This is a genomic window from Psychrobacter sp. AOP30-A2-5, from assembly GCF_052378115.1.
Lineage (GTDB): Bacteria > Pseudomonadota > Gammaproteobacteria > Pseudomonadales > Moraxellaceae > Psychrobacter.
In genome coordinates this window covers 299,001-316,997 of the sequence record NZ_JBQSXK010000001.1, presented here as the reverse complement: position 1 = coordinate 316,997, position 17,997 = coordinate 299,001, and the positions used below count along the sequence as shown (strand labels likewise).

The following is a 17,997-nucleotide window of genomic DNA, read 5'->3' as shown; positions in this document are numbered from 1 at the left end:
AATTGCACTTATCTATAAACAGTGCTGTCGATAATAGGATTTAGCGATCATCGACGACAACAGTTATTGATGAAACGAGTTATTGAGAAAACGTGCCTGTTCATCTTTGATAGCAGCAAGTTTGGCCTCTTCACGTTCGACATCAGCCCGCAGCTTTAACAGTTGCTGCTTAAGATCGTTTACTTCTGCTGCCTCGAGAGGATCAGGAGCACTATTACCTGCTACCTCATTAGCCCAGTCGCTGACGTCATCAAAAGCGCGTTTGGCACTATGACGCCAGCTACCTTTTAGCTGTGATATAAGTAGATGTAACTGACTGGCCATCGGCTTACCAATAAATGGCTCAAGCTGTCCTGCAACATCTGGGTCGAAACCTGCGACCAGTTGTTTGAGCTGCATGAGTACCTTATAATCACCCGCGATAGGTAAATTGCCTTCGGCACCACGCATCAGATTCAGCAGTTGCGCTGGGTTATCTACAGTAATGGTACAGTCTGGGCGACTATGACCAATCCGTGCGCGCTCCATAGTGGCTTGTTGGTGCTCGTTCATCGCGCCACTTTGCTCAAACACACTCTCGGTTGTCACCGGCTCAAAACGCAAACGCTCATGAGTGAATAAAATATCCAAACGAATCTCAGGCATTGCCATATTGAGTCGCAATACTTTGCCAGCAAGCGGTGCCAATCCTGATTTGGTAATCTCATCACTCGCAATAGCAAGGTTAATCAGCTTTTCGGCACCCGCCAAAAGTAGAACAGTCAGCATAAGGCTCTCGCATAGTCAGTTGAGCGCCTTAAAAGAGCGCATCATTTGTAAAGGTCAGTTGCCACCATTTTACGTGATGGCATGTCTATTACTATGTAATGTAATTTAAAACTTAATCTTACGCTTTAAAGCCGCGATGGACAGCGACAATACCAGCCGTCAAGTTATGATAATCACAATTTTCAAAGCCCGCTTGCTGCATCATTTGTTTCAGCGTCTGTTGATCAGGATGCATACGAATCGATTCGGCCAAGTATTGATAACTCTCAGAATCATTGGCAATCAGCTTGCCCATAATAGGTAAGGCGGTAAATGAGTATAAATCATAGGCCTTAGACAATGGCTCAAATACAGGTTTTGAGAATTCTAAAATTAATAAACGTCCACCTGGCTTAAGTACACGGTACATAGATTTGAGCGCTGCGTCTTTGTCCGTGACATTACGTAGACCAAAGCTGATAGTGACCAAATCAAAGCTATTGTCATCAAATGGTGCGAGTGTTTCTGCATTGGCCAATACAAAATCGACGTTGTTGCAGCCAGCATTGATTAAGCGTTCACGACCGACTTCGAGCATGGCGGCATTGATATCTGATAACACCACATGACCATTTCTGCCGACTTCACGGCTAAAGACTTTGGCTAAATCACCCGTACCGCCAGCGATATCAAGCACATGTTGACCCGCACGCACGCCTGATAAGCTGATGGCATAACGCTTCCATAGGCGATGAATACCAAATGACATTAAGTCGTTCATGATGTCGTATTTTTTGGCAACTGAGGTAAAAACATCGGCGACCCGTGCTTGCTTTTCAGCCTTATTGACGGTCTTGTAGCCAAAATGCGTTTCTTCATTACCGTCAGTATCAGGCGTATGTGGATTATTGATGTCATCACGCTGATTAAAAAGTGTTTGTTTGGCGGTTTGTGTTTGTGCAGATGTATTGTCTACAGTGTCGCTATTGGCGTTGTTGCTGGTAGTATGGTTTGGCATAGTGGTTTGTTGGCCTTGTGGCGTTCCCGTTGGTAGGTCTTGGACTTGTGTAAAGTCATTTCTCTTGCTGTTTTCGATGCCAGCATCAATACCCGTATTAAGCGTGGTATTATTTTCATAGCTTTGACGTGCTTGCACCTGTGCCGTAATATTTTGATTGTGGGTGATGCTATCTCTGACCAATTTATCTTGTAAATGACCATTGATGGTAGGTTTTTGATTGAGATGCGCGTTGTTATTATGGGTGTTATCGGTCATAGCATTATCCTGTGATTCACTTTTATGATTATTGGTTTGCAAGGTATAAAATAGCAGCTAACCAAGCAAATGATGCGTCTATCATACACCAAACGTCATTGGCTTACCGCCATTATCCGTCTCATGAACACGGTCAATAATCTCAAGCTCACGCTCACAAAACGGTTCAATAAAGCCGCTGACACTTTTTAGTGGTTTCATCGCTTTAAAGCCTGAATCGATAAATTCATACAAAGGCTGATAGTTGTAACGGTAGGCGGTGCCTTTAGCCAAGGCAAAGGCTTTTTGCAACATAAAAGAGTTTATATATTTATCGGTACGATAGCACACCTCTTTTAAATGACCGATTTGGATACGTCTGGTGTCGGCTTCATTGACTACGCGATAGGCGTTCAGCATGTTGTCTTCGTTAACGGCTAAATCTTGAGCCAATAGCCATTCTGCTAAATGTAAATCTAGCTCTATCGCTAAGATAGCTGCTTGTATTGCCATGCTGCCAGTCTCTAAAGCCGCTGCTGGCGCAAAACGTTCAACTTTTTGCGCTTTAGGCACAATACGTTCTAACTGTCTGGCCAGCAATTTAAACTCATCGCCGCCATACAATTGTGTCAAAAAATAATCTGCCATCAGCTGATTTTGAGGTTGCTCGAACAAGTCTTTGTGAGTGTTCTGAATACGATCTCGTTGCCAAGCTTGCACCTCACTAAGTTTATCGTTTAATGCCAAATCTTCATGATAAGGCAGTGCCCAAAAACGGTTCAAATGTTGTTGTAAATCGGCTAAAGAGGCCATGGTCAGTAAACCTGCATAAAAGTAAAGAGGATTAAAAGGTTGCGAATAAAAAGCTCAGGATAAACCGTGTTTTATACTTTTGGTTTTTGTATTTATAGAGCGTGATTACAGCATGTGTCTGAGATTGTGTTCACCTTAAAAGAAAATAAAGCAGAATACAAATGTCAAACTGTTACATAGCAGCGTTATTTACCGAATTGCTGCAATGCTATGATGGCGCTAACACGCTTTCAATCATAGGATGATGACAGTTATGAGCAAAAATAATAAGACGACTGAACCCACCGCACCACAAGCGCTAACTGCACAATTTAGTGAGCAGATTATCGATGAGCGCTTAACTCCCAATCCCCTGAGCCAGTTTTCTATGGACAAAGATGCACTGAGATTGGCACTGGTCACGGCCCAATATGCTCTACGAGCAACGCGGCAACAGACGCCGCCAATCCTCAATAAACCAACAGGGCTATTGGTATTGGTCAATGGTATGGAGCAGGCAGGCAAGGGCACAGCTGTTAAGCAATTGCGCCAATGGGTAGATCCTCGACTACTTAAAGTTGAGGCAACCGTTGGTGATTGTCCCTTAGCGTATCAGCCGATTTGGCAGGCACATATCAAGGCATTACCCCGTCATGGCGATGTGATGGTTTATTTTGGCAACTGGTATGCTGACTTGCTTTATAACGTCATGCGTATGACAACGTCAGACAACGACAAAGCGTTACCGACTGCGCAATGGCAAGCCTATTTACAGCAGCAGCTTATTAAGCTACAAGCATTCGAACAAGACCTAGCTACCAATCAAACCCGACTGCTTAAATGCTGGTTTCATGTCGATATCGAAACATTGCAAGCGCGATTGAATGACGATGAAGCCGATCCGCAGTTTTTATACCAAATTGACTGGAATAGTAAAAAAGTTATCGAAACCTTTAATCAAGTGGCTACCGTTCTGCTACGCCAGCAAGATGATTGGATCATCATTGATGGTGATGACAAGTCAGATGCGGCTGACCACTTTTGCCATGAAGTGCTACAAGCGATGCAAACCGCGCTAATGAATAGTAAAAAAAATACAGTAAAAATCTCTGATAAATCAAAGGCTAAGAAGCAAGCTCAGCAAGCACTCAAATCAGCAAAGTTTGAACCTGTAAAAATTCCTAAATTTTTAAAAGATATCGATGATGCAGAGATTGATAAGTCGGACTATCGTGATGCGTTGGTAGAAAAACAAGTTCGCCTTGCCCAGTTGCTGCGTGCGCGCAAAGGGCGTCATATCGTTTTTGCCTTTGAAGGAATGGACGCTTCTGGCAAAGGTGGCGCGATCAAAAGATTGGTGGCGCCGCTCGACCCACGCGAGTATCAAATTTATAATATCAGTGCGCCAATGCTATATGAGCTGCAACATCCTTATCTATGGCGTTTTTGGACCAAACTTCCGAACGAGCAAACCGACCGTATCAGCCGTATTGCCATTTTTGATCGGACTTGGTATGGGCGCGTTTTGGTTGAGCGCATTGAGGGTTTTGCCACGGATGAGGAATGGCAGCGTGCTTACGATGAAATCAATCGTTTTGAGGCGGATTTAGCCGCGGCGGGGACAATCGTTATCAAATACTGGTTGGCTATCGATAAAAAAGAACAGCTTAAACGTTTTGAGGCACGTCAGGAGACACCGCACAAGCAGTTTAAGCTGACGGACGATGACTGGCGTAACCGTGATAAATGGTCGGATTATGTGCAGTCTGCGGCGGATATGCTGGCACGTACCGATACAGAGTACGCACCGTGGTGCGTCATCGCGACCAATGAGAAGCGTCAAGCACGTTTGGATGTTTTAGATCATGCGATTAAGCAACTATCAGCGGTGTGTGGCAGCTGATATGCGATTGGTCATTATTATATATTTAACGTTAAATAAATTCAGGGAAAGAGAGTATAATGCGGCGTTACAGCAGGATGTTTTCTAACACATATGCTGGCAGTTACAAATCTTGCAATATCATCATGCATTATGCGCTTATATTTAATATAATAGGCGCGTAATAGCTCCTGCTGTGCACTAAACTCACTGAGTGAGTAGCGTGTTTTATCCTTTGACACAGACATTTTAATCACTCTGGTTAATAAGTTTGGTAAAGGTTCTTACAATAGCAGTTATTAGCATCAAAATTATTACTACGACATCTCTAAGCCGCAAGCTGCTGTAATCAGACGATTTGGCAATATTCCTTGCGGCTTTGTGACATATTGAGTGATGTGTTTTACCTTATTTACTATCTTTACGTACAATAAAATACGAGTAAATATAAGGTAAGCGCTAGGGTAAAGCACCAAGATAGCAGTAAGAAAAACCGTTTTTAGCAAGCATATTGCGCGTTTCATATACGTTATATTAATGTCAGAAGCTATCACGAGCATTATTAATAGCCGCGCAATGTCATCAACCGCCTATAATTTCAATCAGCTTACGCAGGACGTATCAACGTATGGGTATTAGCAACAGTTCTACAGAGCCAGTCAAATCAGTCGGTTCTATGAGAATAAATCTATTTTTTGCCATTTTACTGATTGCGATGACCGCCTACTTTTTGTGGTGGGGTCTAGATTACACGATGCGTCAACAGACGACGCTATTTATTGTGGCCACCGCTTTTGGTGTCTTTATGGCATTCAATATTGGTGGTAACGATGTCGCCAACTCCTTTGGTACCTCAGTAGGTGCAGGGACGTTGACTATCCCGCAAGCGCTGGGTATCGCAGCGATATTTGAAGTGTCCGGAGCCGTACTGGCAGGTGGTGAAGTCACCGATACCATTCGAAGCGGCATTGTCGATTTAGATGGTCTTTCAGTAACGCCCAACCAATTCATTTATGTCATGCTGTCAGCGCTCATCGCTGCCGCATTTTGGCTATTATTTGCCACCAAAAAGGGTCTGCCCGTTTCGACCACGCACGCTATTATTGGCGGCGTTGTTGGTAGCTCTATTGTATTAGGTATCACGTTAGGTGGTACTGAAATGGCATTATCAACGGTGAATTGGAGTACGATTGGCACCATCGCGATTTCTTGGGTATTATCACCGCTATTGGGCGGCGTTTTGTCCTATGTATTATATGGACAGATTAAGAAAAACATCATTGAATATAATGATAGAACAGAGGCGCACATTGCGACTTTGAAAGGCGACAAAAAAACCTTAAAACAAAACCACAAAGAGTTTTTGGACGGTTTAACAGAATCAGAACAGTTGGCTTATACGTCAGCGATGTTACGTGATCAAGAAATCTACAAAGATGACGATTGCGATGTTGAAGATTTAGAGACTGACTACTATAAACAGCTTTATGAGATTGAAAATGAACGCAGCAACCTTGATACGCTAAAAGCGTTGAAGCAATGGGTTCCTATCATTGCGGCTGCAGGCGGCGCGGTCATGGCCTCTTTGGTCATCTTTAAGGGTCTAAAGAATGTCAATAATGGCATGACGACGCTGCAAGGCTTTTTAATCATGGGTATGATCGCGGCGCTGGTGTGGCTTGCGACCTTTATCTATACCAAGAGTATCCGCGGTAAACATAAAGAAGATTTGACCAAAGCGACGTTTATTATGTTTAGCTGGATGCAAGTCTTTACCGCCTCTGCTTTTGCCTTTAGCCATGGCTCAAACGATATTGCCAATGCAGTCGGTCCTTTTGCTGCGATTATGGATGTTATCCGTACCAATAGCATTGCAACTGAAGCCGCTGTACCGCCTGCGGTTATGCTGACCTTTGGTGTTGCGCTTATCGTTGGTCTTTGGTTCATCGGCAAAGAAGTCATTCAAACGGTTGGTACCAACTTGGCAAAAATGCATCCCGCTTCTGGTTTTTCAGCTGAATTGGCTGCGGCTGCAGTGGTAATGGGCGCGTCAACCATGGGTCTGCCCGTATCGAGCACGCATACCTTGGTCGGTGCAGTACTTGGCATCGGTATTGTCAATAGAGACACCAATTGGGCGTTGATGAAACCTATCGGTTTGGCATGGATCATTACTCTTCCTGCAGCAGCGGCAATGTCTGCAATCAGTTATATCATTTTGGTCAATGTTTTTTAAAATGTACGCTTATTAAGTCTTATTTAACGTTATTTATAAGCACGTTTCCAAATAAAAAACGCTTATCAGCATCACGCCGATAAGCGTTTTTTTTATGTCAAATTAAGGTTTATTCGGTACCAAATTGTTTGCGCTTTTTGGCAAAGAAGCGATCTAAGCGGTCCATGGCATCCTCTAAATCATGTAGGTTTGGCAAAAATACCAAGCGGAAATGATCGGGCTTATCCCAGTTAAAGCCTGTTCCTTGCACCATTAAGACATTTTCTTCAACAAGCAAATCCATCATAAATGCCATATCATCTTCGATAGGGTAAATATCAGGATCCATCTTTGGAAAGCAATAAAACGCGCCTTGTGGCATGGTACAAGAGATACCTTTGATCGCATTAAGCCGTGACACAGCCATTTCACGCTGCTTATATAAGCGCCCACGCTCTGACGTGAGCTCTTTCATGCTTTGATAGCCACCCATTGCCGTTTGGATGGCATACTGACCTTGGACGTTGGAACACAAGCGCATAGACGCTAACATGTCCAAGCCTTCGATAAAGTCAGTGGCATGGTGCTTTTTGCCAGACACCATCATCCAACCTGCACGGAATCCCGCGATACGATGCGATTTAGATAAGCCATTGTATGAGAGCACTAGCACATCATCAGTCAAGGTGCTCATTGGGGTGTGTACCATATCATCATAAAGAATACGATCATAAATTTCATCGGCCATAATAATTAAATCATGCGCTTTAGCGACCTCAATAATTTGTTTCAGTAATTCATCACTATAAAGTGAACCTGTTGGATTATTAGGGTTAATCACCACGATACCTTTGGTTTTAGAGGTGATTTTAGATTTAATATCTTCGATATCAGGATGCCAATTATCGTCTTCATTACAGCGATAATGTACCGCTGTGCCGCCAGCTAAATTCGCCGCTGCCGTCCAAAGCGGGTAGTCTGGCATTGGGATAAGCACTTCGTCACCATCATTCATCAAAGCCTGCATGGTCATTACAATCAGCTCAGAAACTCCGTTGCCCAAATAGACGTCACGGACATCAACTGCCGATAGCAACCCTTTTGATTGGTAGTACTGTAGGACGGCTTTACGCGCTGAAAAAATCCCTTGCGAGTCGGAATAGCCGGTCGCGTCTGGTAGGTTCATCGCCACATCGCGCAAAATCTCATGCGGGGCTTCTAAACCAAAGGGGGCTGGGTTACCGACATTCAGCTTTAATATACGTTTGCCTTCTGCTTCCATCTTATTGGCTGTTTGTAATAGCGGGCCACGAATGTCGTAGCAAACATTTTGTAATTTATCCGATTTTTTTATTGTGTTCATAGTGTGGCCACTCATAGGGTTGTTTTGTGAGTTTGTATCTATAGTAGGAGTTGTAGTCGTTTGATTGGCTTGGGAGTCATGTATCTTGTCAGTTTGAGAAAATGACATGTTTTGACTATTTTTGTTATGAGAATGAGTGATTTCACTCACCTCTTTATTATTATCACTGTCGTTTTTTAGTTCACCGCGTAACAGATAGCCTTCGCTGCAACCTAAAATGTGTGCTAGCGTTGGTAGTTTAGATGACACAATACCATTGGTGCCACGCTCCCAATTCGAGATAGCACCGCGACTGACTTTTGCGCCTGCTGCGGTCATGGCTTGCGCTAATTGCTCAGCAGTCAGCCCTTTATCACGACGTAGCTGTACCAGTCTTTCGGCTTGTGAGCCTTTATTCTTGTCATCAGCCATAGTCATTCAAGCCTTTATTTATTAGTTGGTAATCGAGAGAAGGAAAGCAGGCATTTGTTTTAATTAAGCCTTAATGCAAGATATTATTGCATTATCAGTATCAATGCAAGCTGTTTTTAAGGGTAGTATATTTGCCAATGCAAGAATAACTTGCATTGGCAGTATTATCGTTGCCTCATTGCTGCTATACTAGATATCAAACTTCTTTCAGAGAGTTATTATCATGGCTACATCTGTATTCATTGATACGTTAAGAAAATTTGCTGTATTTTATTTATCATAGCTTTTTCAATACCTTACGCTATCACTTGTTTATGATAGTTTTCTTGTAATGTATGCCTTGAATATTGAGTGGATAAACAATAGATAAGGCCCATCGTTTTTATAAAAATATGGCGATAAAGTGTTAGTTAATAGCAGATAAAAGCTAATGCTAATGGATGAGATAATACATACCCAAATTAAGGATACATTATGCAAGACAATCAACTTAGCCAAGAAGAAATCAGCCAATTAACAGAAGCTGATTGGAAAGAGCGTTTGAGTGCTGATGAATATCACGTGATGCGTGAAAAGGGTACAGAACGCCCATTTACGGGCGTCTATAATGATGCGACTGATGATGGTATTTATCGCTGCAAAGGCTGCGGTGCGAGCCTATTTGACTCAAGCAATAAATTTGATGCCAGCTGTGGTTGGCCAAGTTTTGACCAAGGAGTTGATAACAGCGCTATCGAGGAGCATGTGGATAATTCGCTTGGCATGACGCGGACAGAAGTGACCTGTAGTAACTGCGGCGCACATTTAGGTCATGTCTTCCCTGACGGCCCAAGCGAGACGACGGGGATGCGCTATTGCATCAATTCTGTATCTATTGATTTAGATAAATCTGAAAAGTAATTGGTAAAACAAATTGCTTAGAGTATTTTAGAATCATGGCAGGGCAGCGCGAGATGCTGCCTTGCCAGTTATTAGCATTATTAATGTTTTCACTGTTATTGAAAAATGAGCACGGCTTAAAAGAATATCAAAATAATAACTAATCGATTTAAGGACAAATGATGAGCACGATTTATGATTTTACTGCTGAGCGCATGGACGGAACTGCACAAGCCTTTGCTGATTATCAAGGTAATGTGTTATTAATCGTCAATACCGCGAGCAAATGTGGGTTTACGCCGCAATTTGAAGGCCTAGAGGCAATATATCAGCAATATAAAGATCAAGGATTGGTCGTTATTGGTTTCCCTTGTAATCAATTTGGCGGACAAGATCCAGAGAGTAATGATGAGATTGGCGCATTTTGTCAAAAGAACTATGGTGTCAGTTTTCCAATGATGGCGAAGGTTGATGTCAATGGCAAAGACGCTCATCCTATTTTTGATTGGCTCAAAGAGCAAAAGGGTGGTGTATTGACAGATGGTATCAAATGGAATTTTACTAAGTTTTTAATTGGTAAAGATGGACAGGTCATTGACCGCTATGCGCCAACCACCAAACCAGATGCCATAAAAATGGATATCGAACAAGCATTAGCCAGTAAATAGGGTCATGCTTGAAAATTTATTGGTTTTTTATAAAAATATAAATCCAATGAAAACATAAGCTTGTCAGATTAATAAATAAAAATCTATAAAATAGGTTAAAAAACTGAAAATACTGTTTGACAGCCATGTGTAAATCTATATAATACACACCCACAGCAAGGGGACTTAATTAAGTTCAATGTTGTTAGAATTTTTACTGACTTAAAGCGTGACAACTTTAAAGATTAAACTTTCTATAAAATTCCCTTTAAGGAATTTTAATTTGTGAAGTTAGAATTGCAGTGCAATTTTTTAAAGCTTCTTAGGGTGATTAGCTCAGTTGGTAGAGCGTCTGCCTTACACGCAGAATGTCGGCGGTTCGAATCCGTCATCACCCACCACTCTTTTTAGCGAGTGTCTCTGTAATAAGAGAAGATGCTAAGACGACCTAAGCAGCGGTAGTTCAGTTGGTTAGAATACCGGCCTGTCACGCCGGGGGTCGCGGGTTCGAGTCCCGTCCGCTGCGCCATATTTAGTAAAAAGCTAAAACAAATTTTAAACTCTCGAGTTTAAGCAAGTTTCGCCTCAAACATAATTTTGTTTGGGGTTTTTTTGTGTCTAAAATTCTTCTTACAGCCTTTATCTATAAAGGTTGGCTTTTTTTCCTTATCAACTCTTAGGGACTAGTCTATCTTCGATAAAGTATTCTCTATAAGTTTGTTTGCATACATTCTAACTTTTGAAAATCGCTGATCACCTCCTTGCTGACCACCTGCTCGGTGACCAAAAGGTGACCATTTCTCGATTAAACACGCCCTATGATTCTTTTAATAACTGTACGTTAACTTGAAAGTAATACTCATCCTTAATGGTAATACTGACTTTGCCGTTATGGGCATTGACGATCGCTTGTACGATGGCCAATCCCAGCCCTGTGCCCGAATGCTGATTATTGGATTTGTGATGACGATAAAAGCGTTCAAACAGTCTATCTGCTTCCGCTTGAGTTAGAGGCGTCTGCAAGCGATTAGTGATGGTGATGTTTAGCGATGGCTGCTGAGCCGTTTCTCTAAGGGCGTGAGCGTTATGTTTTATGAGGCTAGCAGTCTTAGAAACGGCGGTAATAGTAATGATACTGTCGCTGGCGGCGTAGTAAATCGCATTAGATATCAAGTTGGCAAACAGCCTTTGTAACAAGCTCTCATCCCCTAATACCACATCAAATGCCCCTTTTTTCTCAAAAGAGATACCGCGCTCTTCGGCTATCAGCTCAAAATAATCGATGAGCTTAATTATCAGTGAGTCGGTATCGACAAGATGACGTTGTGAGTCGTATAGGCCTTTTTGAGTTTTTGCCAGCAATAGCATATTGTTAATTAGCAGGGATAGTTGCTTGAGCGTGTCGTGTTGATGATGTAACTGCTCGACATATTCTTGATGGTCTCTAGGTTTACTGAGCATCACTTGAGTTTGGGTGCTTAACGTTGCCAGTGGTGTGCGCAGTTCGTGAGCAATGTCATCTGAAAACTGTGATAATGAGGCAAAGTTGTGTTCGAGTTTATCCATCATGGCATTATAAGCGTCAGCCAAGGGTCGCAACTCGCTTGGCATTTCAGAGACGATGATTCTATCGTCTAACTGCTCGGCGTTGATACGTGCCATTTTTTGACTGATGGTCGCTAAGGGGGCGAATCCTAAATAGACGCTAAAAGCCGCCACTGATACCAAGATAAAAGTGATCGCAATAAGTATCAGAATAAGATGGTGATTAAACTGGGCAAGGTATTGATGATGCACATCAATCGGTAGCGCGATTAATGCCAAGCGATTAGAGTGCTCAATGACCAGCGCGCGATAATGACGATGATTAAGCTGCAAGTCAAAGGGTTGATCGCGGTGCTGCTGCCATAGTTTTTCGACCAATTGGGAGTCATTGAGTTTATCAATAAAATCCTTTGGCTGACTATTAATGACATGTCCATTATGGTCAGTGATAATTGTTTTGACTTCATAATCTGGTCGAAAAATATCTACCACGGATGATGCTGTATTAGCGAGATGAGCAGGGTCGGCAAGGTTGTCAGAGCGCTGATCATCCGATGTCACCTCTGTCATATACTGTCGTAAATTAAACGCAGCATGAGTCAGGATCTCTGAGTCCATTTGTTCAAAATGATCATTAACCGAACGCTGTATCCATATGTACAAAAAAGCTTGAGATATCAGCACACATAAAGTTAATACTAGGGTAGTGCGCCACAGTAATGACAAGCGTCGATGCTCTGATTTGTATGCCATGCTATTTCACTTCAACGTGATTGAGTTTAGAAACCGTATCAGCTTCATTACTCATATCAATGTTGGTGTCATTATTGACTGTAACGGCGCTATTGTCCGCTTCTAGTTTATAACCCATACCGCGTACAGTATGAATGAGCTTATTTTCAAAGCCATCGTCGATTTTACTTCGTAAGCGTCTTATCGCCACATCAATCACATTGGTATCGCTATCAAAATTCATATCCCATACTTGTGAAGCGATGACAGAGCGGGGCAATACTTCGCCTTGATGCTCAAGTAAAAACTGCAATAGCGCAAATTCTTTGGCCGTCAATTTGATAGAACCCTTATCTCGATGCACGCTACGTTTAGCGATATCCAGTTTTAAATCAGCGATTTGAAGCACTGTGCTGGCGTAATCTGCTTGATTGGCACGGCGTAGCAAGCTTTTGATTCTGACTAGCAGCTCAGCGAAGGCAAAAGGTTTAGTGAGATAATCGTCACCGCCAATCTCAAAGCCTTTTATGCGGTCGCTAAGGTCGTCTTTTGCGGTCAAAAATAATACAGGGGTGGTGTTACCAGCAGCGCGATAGTTACTGACCAGCTCAAAACCACTGACATCAGGCAGCATCACATCCATCACCACGACAGTGAAGTCCTCAGTCATCAGAGCATGATAACCATCTAAACCGGTGGTTCTATGCTCAACGATAAAACCTGCCTCGCTTAAACCTTTTTTAATATAATCGCCAAGCGATAACTCATCTTCGACTAACAATACTTTCATAGCATACTCGCGCCAATTATTTAGGATGAGATCAATATAAAATGTCTCTATTATTATCAATCATAGAGGAATACTGGTAATAAACCTATGCTCAGTCTATAAGATGACAAAATTGTCATCTTGGTGTCATCTGACTGTCAGAGTGGCTATGCTAGTTTGGCTTCAGTACATCCTAATTTTAATATTCAACACCATGAAATATTCAACACTATGAGAAGCCTCTATGATTCCTTTTACCGTTAAGTTTGTTCGAGGGTCAGCGGTCTTATTAACCTCTGTCATATTATCAGCGTGTGGGCAATCTGACAGCAATGCTTCTAATGCTAGCACCTCTACTGCCAATGCCGCTAACGCCAGCAGTGGTGAGGCAAACGCTATACAGAGTAAGCAAACAGTGACAGAGACACCAGCCAACAACCCAGACCTGCTCAAGAACGTGTCAGCCACTGTCTATAAAGATGCCAATTGTGGCTGTTGTAAAGAATGGATAGGGCACGCAGAAGATAATGGGTTAACGACAACTGCCCATGATGTTGCAGACTTGTCATTATTTAAAGAGCGTTACGGTGTGCCTGCTGAGATGCGTTCTTGCCATACCGCCGTTACCAGTGATGGTTATGTCATCGAAGGTCATGTTCCTGCCAAGTATGTGGCTGAGTTTTTGCAAAATCCACCAAAGCAAGCCATTGGTTTGGCGGTACCGGGTATGCCCGTCGGTAGTCCTGGTATGGAATATCAAGATAAGTTTATGCCGTACCAAATTATGCAAATCAATAAAGATGGCACAAACCAAGTATACGCTGAGATTGAGTCCGCAGAGCAGCAGCTATAAGCCAATACTTTATTTAGATAGATTGTTTAAATTTCAGCTACTCATTGTAGTACTGATAGCAGCATTGATGGAGACTGACTGATGAATCATGCAGAGCAAAAACAGATGAACCCTTATGTAAAGTTTACCCTCATGATTCTGACGTCTACCGTGGTGATGTATATCATGATGTACTTCAATACTTATGAGTGGGATCATATTTATTTTAGTGAGACCAGAGCCTATATGGCGCTATATATGGGCGCAGGCATGGCAGTGATTATGCTCGCCTTTATGAGCAATATGTACAAGAAAACTAAGGTCAACTTAATGACTTATGGTCTGAGCGTATTGCTATTTACCGTGGGTATCTGGGGCGTCAGATCTCAAGCAACCGTCGATCAAGTGGATTGGATGCAGGCTATGATACCGCATCATTCAATTGCGATCTTAACCAGCTCAAGAGCCGATATAGAAGATCCTAGAGTACAGCAACTTGCTGACGACATCATCGAAGCACAAAAGCGTGAAATTAAAGAGATGCAGGCACTGATCGAAGCATTAGAATAAATAGCCTTAAAACACACTGCTCTTAGTACATAAATTAAATGATTTTTCCAACTGGTGGATCTTAGCTGATTTGCCAGTTTTTATATGAACCATAACTACCAAATGATCGTAATTAAGGATCTACCATGAAAATGATAAGAAATTCACGTCTTGCCATGCTTGCAGTTAGTGTCAGTGCCGTGATGATGCTTAGCGCTTGTCAGCCGACGAATGACGTAACAGAGGCTACTGTCAAAGACGAGGCGGCTCCCGTTAATAATGCTACAACAGACACTAGCGCGATGGATGCGCATGCAGGTCATGATATGTCAGGCGATGCGATGACGGGCATGCATGGAGAGTATAATGACTCTATGACTAAAATGCATGATGAAATGATGGCAGGCATGGCATACAACGATCCCGATGCTGCCTTTGCCCAAGGAATGCTTGGTCATCATATAGGTGCTGTTGATATGGCAGAGATTCAGCTAAAGTATGGTACGGATGCAGAAATGCGTCAGTTGGCACAAGAGATTATTGACGCTCAGAAAGCTGAAATCGAGCAAATGCAGAACTGGCTTGCCAACCATCCTGATGCTGCTGAGCCAACGTCTGATACTGAAGCCATGCAGACAGCTTATGCTAAAGGTATGGATACGATGCATAGTGAAATGATAGCAGGTATCGCTGACCCTAACCCAGATATGGCATTTGCTCGTGGTATGTTGCCGCATCATATTGGCGCAGTAGATATGGCAAAGATACAGCTAAAGTATGGCAAAAATGAAGAAATGCGTCAATTGGCACAACAAGTAATTGACGCGCAGCAGGCTGAAATTGAGCAAATGCAAAACTGGATAGCCAAGCATAATAGTTAAATAATGAGTGCTTAAGAATGGATGTATTTTAGATAAAAAGCAGTGTCTTATATTTCTTAAGGTACTGCTTCTTCTACTTTACATTTCTTAATCTTCTCTAAAATTTCGCTAGTGCCTGTATCAATATGCGCGTCGCCACCTTTGTCTACCATAAGCCTTAAAAGGTTGAGTCTCCTAGGTACGCCATTGATATGAGTAAGACTTGCTAGGATAGTGTATCTGTGTTTAAACCACCCGAAGGTGGCTTAGTCGTAATTAATCACTCTAAACTATCTAAATCAGGCAAGTTTGATGAATCTTCAACACCAAAAGCCATTTGTCCTAAGCGTTTGAAGTCGATATGTTGAATTTCAATCAAGTCGGGTAAAAGATTGAGATGTACAAAGATATTCATCTTATCTATATTTTTGATAGAAGCATTGTCACTAATCGCAAGGGCAGGGACAAAGCCAAACATTTCATCGTATTCAAGAGCGCCAATTTTTTTAATGCAACGGTCAAATAGTGGTTTACCGTTATTGTCTTCCATCTCAATATATTTAATTTGTTGAAAAGCAAAAAATAATTCTAACTTTCTATCCTCAAGCCCAGTGGCTATATCTTTTGCGTCACCTTGTTTTAGCCTTACCCACCCGAGAGTAGGGGTGATCTCAAAAGCAAACCCTGTCTTCTCTCCCCAAACGTATAATTCACCGAAACCACTACGAGCAATGACATAGTAGCTATCTTGCTTTGAAATATCTTCACCTAGCCAAAGCGCTAGCTCATCTTCATAATCAGCTGGATTGACTATCCAAAACAGACCTTGTTTAAAACGACAAAAACCAAACTGTTGCCAATAGAATAGAAGTCTATTAGGTAATTTACCCTGATAGTAATTTAAGGTAGCTTGATCAACAGGTTGTTGCCAGTCAGGTTGGCCGAATTTTTCTAAAAAATAATCAAATCCTTCATCTATAATAAAGTGACTCATTTTTCTATCCTTTAGATGTTTATTTGTACATATTAATCAGTGTCAATGATATTTGTTGGTAGGTGTTGGCTTGCTATTTATTATTACTGTTTAATAATGCCTTATTAATTGCCCTGTGGTCGTTTAATTCTCTATCAAGCCCTAGTTGCATCAAAGTAGCAGGATGATACTGGTAGTTGTCCAGTTTGTTATTGGAGCTCGAGCTTGAGTTGAGAGTCATAAATATAAAAAACCACACAAAGGTGGTTTAAGTAAAATAATAACAAACTAACCTTTCTTACCCTCAAACTGCCAAATCACTTCACCCCAGTTGTTGTTTGGATAGTCTGGCATGGTTTCGCCTTGTCTAAAGTAACTACGGCTGTCTGCTTTGGCTAAAGTAAACCAGTAGCCTGATTTTGAGCAAGGTTGTCCTGCTGGGCAACGTCCTTGGACTTGACTGGTTATTTCAGGCTTAGCCTTTGGCTGATTTTCATAATAAGGAGTCATGTCTTCACCAGCTTTTTTACGTTCGATAAATTCTTCGTAAGTGATTTTGTAGGGGTCTATTGAGATGAATTTGCTGGTATCGATGCCAGTTCTTTCTAAAACGATAGGTAAGGTGTAGTCAGGTTGATTTTGCTGGATGTCTAAACCTATTTCTAAAGCTTGGGTTTCAGCGTATAACCTAGACGTAGGTAAGTCTGGATAAGCCTTTGTAAAGAGTGATTCCATAGTGTCGTTTGGATTGTCATAACTGATATAACTATTAATATAATTTTCTTCAGACCTAAAATCTAAGCTGACCATATAGACGTAACTACCAATTTCTTCTTCAAAGTTGTATTGCATGTCAACCGTTAAAAAAACATCAGTACCATGTCGCAAGCTCCATGTTTGTAAGCTCGGTAGTTTTTTGAATTGATTAAAAGTTAAAGGGTATTGATAATTTACAAAATCATCTGCAACGTTTTCGCTAGTACCGTAAGTATAGCTATCTTGAATAGATATACGAGGGTCGTCAATGCGGTGATCATCTAACCAATCTTGCTCTTCTAGCTGTTTAAACAACTTTTGCATGGCGACATAGGCATCTTTTTTCGTAACACCATAACTACCTTGCGCATTTTCGATAAAGAAACGAACTGCAGAAGACTCTATGCCTCGTTCTGGTCTATCGTGACTGTAGAATCCTGAAGTACTACTAACATTTTGGATAGTAAATGACGGAACATTAGGGTAAGTAAACGTAACAGTGGCATAATTATCGCTAGGAAAACGTAATTTATAAAAAGTAACGCCTAAGCTACCAATATTGAGAGGATTATCATCAAAACTCCAATACTGTTTAATGTCCTCATTATTTTTTTTAAAGGTTTCAGGGCTTTCTTCTACTGAAACATAAGCATGAGGGGGGATAACAACCTCTTTTTCTGCTTGGCAGGCAGTCGTTAGAAAGGTCAGACTAAAACAAATGAGAATACTGAGAGATCGCTTAAACATAACTCAAAACCTGTCTTAGTCGTATAGATCAATAATGCAATAT

General features: G+C 41.8%; 15 protein-coding genes and 2 tRNA genes. 9 read left to right on the top strand and 8 right to left on the bottom strand.

Translation table 11 applies throughout. The features are described from left to right. Nucleotides 1-63 precede the first annotated feature (63 nt). The 3 genes from ACT3S4_RS01300 to ACT3S4_RS01290 all read right to left on the bottom strand — a co-directional run bounded on the left by ACT3S4_RS01300 (nt 64) and on the right by ACT3S4_RS01290 (nt 2,815). Nucleotides 64-768: a ubiquinone biosynthesis accessory factor UbiJ gene (locus ACT3S4_RS01300; RefSeq protein ID WP_201560139.1), complete on the bottom strand. Its 705-nt coding sequence runs from the start codon at nt 766-768 to the stop codon at nt 64-66. A 118-nt stretch (nt 769-886) separates the two neighbouring features. Then, nucleotides 887-2,023, bottom strand: coding sequence for a bifunctional demethylmenaquinone methyltransferase/2-methoxy-6-polyprenyl-1,4-benzoquinol methylase UbiE (ubiE, locus tag ACT3S4_RS01295; protein WP_444760249.1), 1,137 nt, complete (start codon nt 2,021-2,023; stop codon nt 887-889). A gap of 81 nt (nt 2,024-2,104) precedes the next feature. Beyond that, nucleotides 2,105-2,815 (bottom strand): FFLEELY motif protein, encoded by a 711-nt coding sequence (locus ACT3S4_RS01290; RefSeq protein WP_045451210.1) that lies wholly within the window; start codon nt 2,813-2,815, stop codon nt 2,105-2,107. A gap of 253 nt (nt 2,816-3,068) precedes the next feature. On the opposite strand from ACT3S4_RS01290, the gene ACT3S4_RS01285 reads away from it, so the two are divergent. Further along, complete coding sequence (locus ACT3S4_RS01285; protein ID WP_201560137.1) at nt 3,069-4,697, top strand: ATPase; 1,629 nt, start codon at nt 3,069-3,071, stop codon at nt 4,695-4,697. 607 nt (nt 4,698-5,304) lie between these two features. Beyond that, the gene (locus tag ACT3S4_RS01280) at nt 5,305-6,912 is read left to right on the top strand and encodes an inorganic phosphate transporter (RefSeq protein ID WP_444760248.1); all 1,608 of its coding nucleotides are present in this window, start codon (nt 5,305-5,307) and stop codon (nt 6,910-6,912) included. A gap of 109 nt (nt 6,913-7,021) precedes the next feature. On the opposite strand, the gene ACT3S4_RS01275 is transcribed toward ACT3S4_RS01280, so the two are convergent. Next, nucleotides 7,022-8,665: an aminotransferase class I/II-fold pyridoxal phosphate-dependent enzyme gene (locus ACT3S4_RS01275; RefSeq protein WP_444760247.1), complete on the bottom strand. Its 1,644-nt coding sequence runs from the start codon at nt 8,663-8,665 to the stop codon at nt 7,022-7,024. A 474-nt stretch (nt 8,666-9,139) separates the two neighbouring features. Between ACT3S4_RS01275 and msrB the strand changes: the two genes are divergently transcribed. The 4 genes from msrB (at nt 9,140) to ACT3S4_RS01255 (ending at nt 10,720) form a co-directional block, all read left to right on the top strand. Beyond that, nucleotides 9,140-9,565 (top strand): peptide-methionine (R)-S-oxide reductase MsrB, encoded by a 426-nt coding sequence (msrB, locus tag ACT3S4_RS01270; protein WP_045448234.1) that lies wholly within the window; start codon nt 9,140-9,142, stop codon nt 9,563-9,565. 161 nt (nt 9,566-9,726) lie between these two features. Next, complete coding sequence (locus tag ACT3S4_RS01265) at nt 9,727-10,212, top strand: glutathione peroxidase (protein ID WP_444760246.1); 486 nt, start codon at nt 9,727-9,729, stop codon at nt 10,210-10,212. Between the two features lie 304 nt (nt 10,213-10,516). Next, nucleotides 10,517-10,592: transfer RNA gene (locus ACT3S4_RS01260), tRNA-Val, on the top strand. A gap of 51 nt (nt 10,593-10,643) precedes the next feature. Continuing rightward, a tRNA-Asp gene (locus tag ACT3S4_RS01255) sits at nt 10,644-10,720 on the top strand. 287 nt (nt 10,721-11,007) lie between these two features. Here ACT3S4_RS01255 and ACT3S4_RS01250 read toward each other — a convergent pair. Both ACT3S4_RS01250 and ACT3S4_RS01245 read right to left on the bottom strand, forming a co-directional pair. Then, the gene (locus ACT3S4_RS01250) at nt 11,008-12,489 is read right to left on the bottom strand and encodes an ATP-binding protein (RefSeq protein ID WP_444760245.1); all 1,482 of its coding nucleotides are present in this window, start codon (nt 12,487-12,489) and stop codon (nt 11,008-11,010) included. A gap of 1 nt (nt 12,490) precedes the next feature. Continuing rightward, a complete protein-coding gene (locus tag ACT3S4_RS01245) occupies nt 12,491-13,258 on the bottom strand; it encodes a heavy metal response regulator transcription factor (RefSeq protein WP_087815471.1) in 768 nt (255 codons plus the stop codon). Between the two features lie 223 nt (nt 13,259-13,481). Here ACT3S4_RS01245 and ACT3S4_RS01240 point away from each other — a divergent pair, with 223 nt between their 5' ends. The 3 genes from ACT3S4_RS01240 to copM all read left to right on the top strand — a co-directional run bounded on the left by ACT3S4_RS01240 (nt 13,482) and on the right by copM (nt 15,499). After that, the gene (locus ACT3S4_RS01240; protein ID WP_444760244.1) at nt 13,482-14,090 is read left to right on the top strand and encodes a DUF411 domain-containing protein; all 609 of its coding nucleotides are present in this window, start codon (nt 13,482-13,484) and stop codon (nt 14,088-14,090) included. Between the two features lie 81 nt (nt 14,091-14,171). After that, on the top strand, nt 14,172-14,639 hold the full coding sequence (locus ACT3S4_RS01235) for a DUF305 domain-containing protein (RefSeq protein ID WP_227675967.1): 468 nt from the start codon (nt 14,172-14,174) through the stop codon (nt 14,637-14,639). A gap of 125 nt (nt 14,640-14,764) precedes the next feature. Continuing rightward, nucleotides 14,765-15,499: a CopM family metallochaperone gene (gene copM / locus ACT3S4_RS01230; protein ID WP_227675966.1), complete on the top strand. Its 735-nt coding sequence runs from the start codon at nt 14,765-14,767 to the stop codon at nt 15,497-15,499. Nucleotides 15,500-15,758: 259 nt separating this feature from the next. Here the strand turns inward: copM and ACT3S4_RS01225 are convergent, their stop codons facing one another. Both ACT3S4_RS01225 and ACT3S4_RS01220 read right to left on the bottom strand, forming a co-directional pair. Further along, nucleotides 15,759-16,472: a GAD-like domain-containing protein gene (locus tag ACT3S4_RS01225; RefSeq protein WP_201560131.1), complete on the bottom strand. Its 714-nt coding sequence runs from the start codon at nt 16,470-16,472 to the stop codon at nt 15,759-15,761. A gap of 267 nt (nt 16,473-16,739) precedes the next feature. After that, the gene (locus ACT3S4_RS01220) at nt 16,740-17,954 is read right to left on the bottom strand and encodes a hypothetical protein (protein ID WP_444760243.1); all 1,215 of its coding nucleotides are present in this window, start codon (nt 17,952-17,954) and stop codon (nt 16,740-16,742) included. Nucleotides 17,955-17,997 lie beyond the last annotated feature (43 nt).

Excerpts from the sequence above, each read along its gene's own strand:
- ACT3S4_RS01300 (WP_201560139.1), bottom strand. The coding sequence starts at position 768 with ATGCTGACTGTTCTACTTTTGGCGGGTGCCGAAAAGCTGATTAACCTT.
- ubiE (WP_444760249.1), bottom strand. The coding sequence starts at position 2,023 with ATGACCGATAACACCCATAATAACAACGCGCATCTCAATCAAAAACCT.
- ACT3S4_RS01290 (WP_045451210.1), bottom strand. The coding sequence starts at position 2,815 with ATGGCCTCTTTAGCCGATTTACAACAACATTTGAACCGTTTTTGGGCA.
- ACT3S4_RS01285 (WP_201560137.1), top strand. The coding sequence starts at position 3,069 with ATGAGCAAAAATAATAAGACGACTGAACCCACCGCACCACAAGCGCTA.
- ACT3S4_RS01280 (WP_444760248.1), top strand. The coding sequence starts at position 5,305 with ATGGGTATTAGCAACAGTTCTACAGAGCCAGTCAAATCAGTCGGTTCT.
- ACT3S4_RS01275 (WP_444760247.1), bottom strand. The coding sequence starts at position 8,665 with ATGGCTGATGACAAGAATAAAGGCTCACAAGCCGAAAGACTGGTACAG.
- msrB (WP_045448234.1), top strand. The coding sequence starts at position 9,140 with ATGCAAGACAATCAACTTAGCCAAGAAGAAATCAGCCAATTAACAGAA.
- ACT3S4_RS01265 (WP_444760246.1), top strand. The coding sequence starts at position 9,727 with ATGAGCACGATTTATGATTTTACTGCTGAGCGCATGGACGGAACTGCA.
- ACT3S4_RS01250 (WP_444760245.1), bottom strand. The coding sequence starts at position 12,489 with ATGGCATACAAATCAGAGCATCGACGCTTGTCATTACTGTGGCGCACT.
- ACT3S4_RS01245 (WP_087815471.1), bottom strand. The coding sequence starts at position 13,258 with ATGAAAGTATTGTTAGTCGAAGATGAGTTATCGCTTGGCGATTATATT.
- ACT3S4_RS01240 (WP_444760244.1), top strand. The coding sequence starts at position 13,482 with ATGATTCCTTTTACCGTTAAGTTTGTTCGAGGGTCAGCGGTCTTATTA.
- ACT3S4_RS01235 (WP_227675967.1), top strand. The coding sequence starts at position 14,172 with ATGAATCATGCAGAGCAAAAACAGATGAACCCTTATGTAAAGTTTACC.
- copM (WP_227675966.1), top strand. The coding sequence starts at position 14,765 with ATGAAAATGATAAGAAATTCACGTCTTGCCATGCTTGCAGTTAGTGTC.
- ACT3S4_RS01225 (WP_201560131.1), bottom strand. The coding sequence starts at position 16,472 with ATGAGTCACTTTATTATAGATGAAGGATTTGATTATTTTTTAGAAAAA.
- ACT3S4_RS01220 (WP_444760243.1), bottom strand. The coding sequence starts at position 17,954 with ATGTTTAAGCGATCTCTCAGTATTCTCATTTGTTTTAGTCTGACCTTT.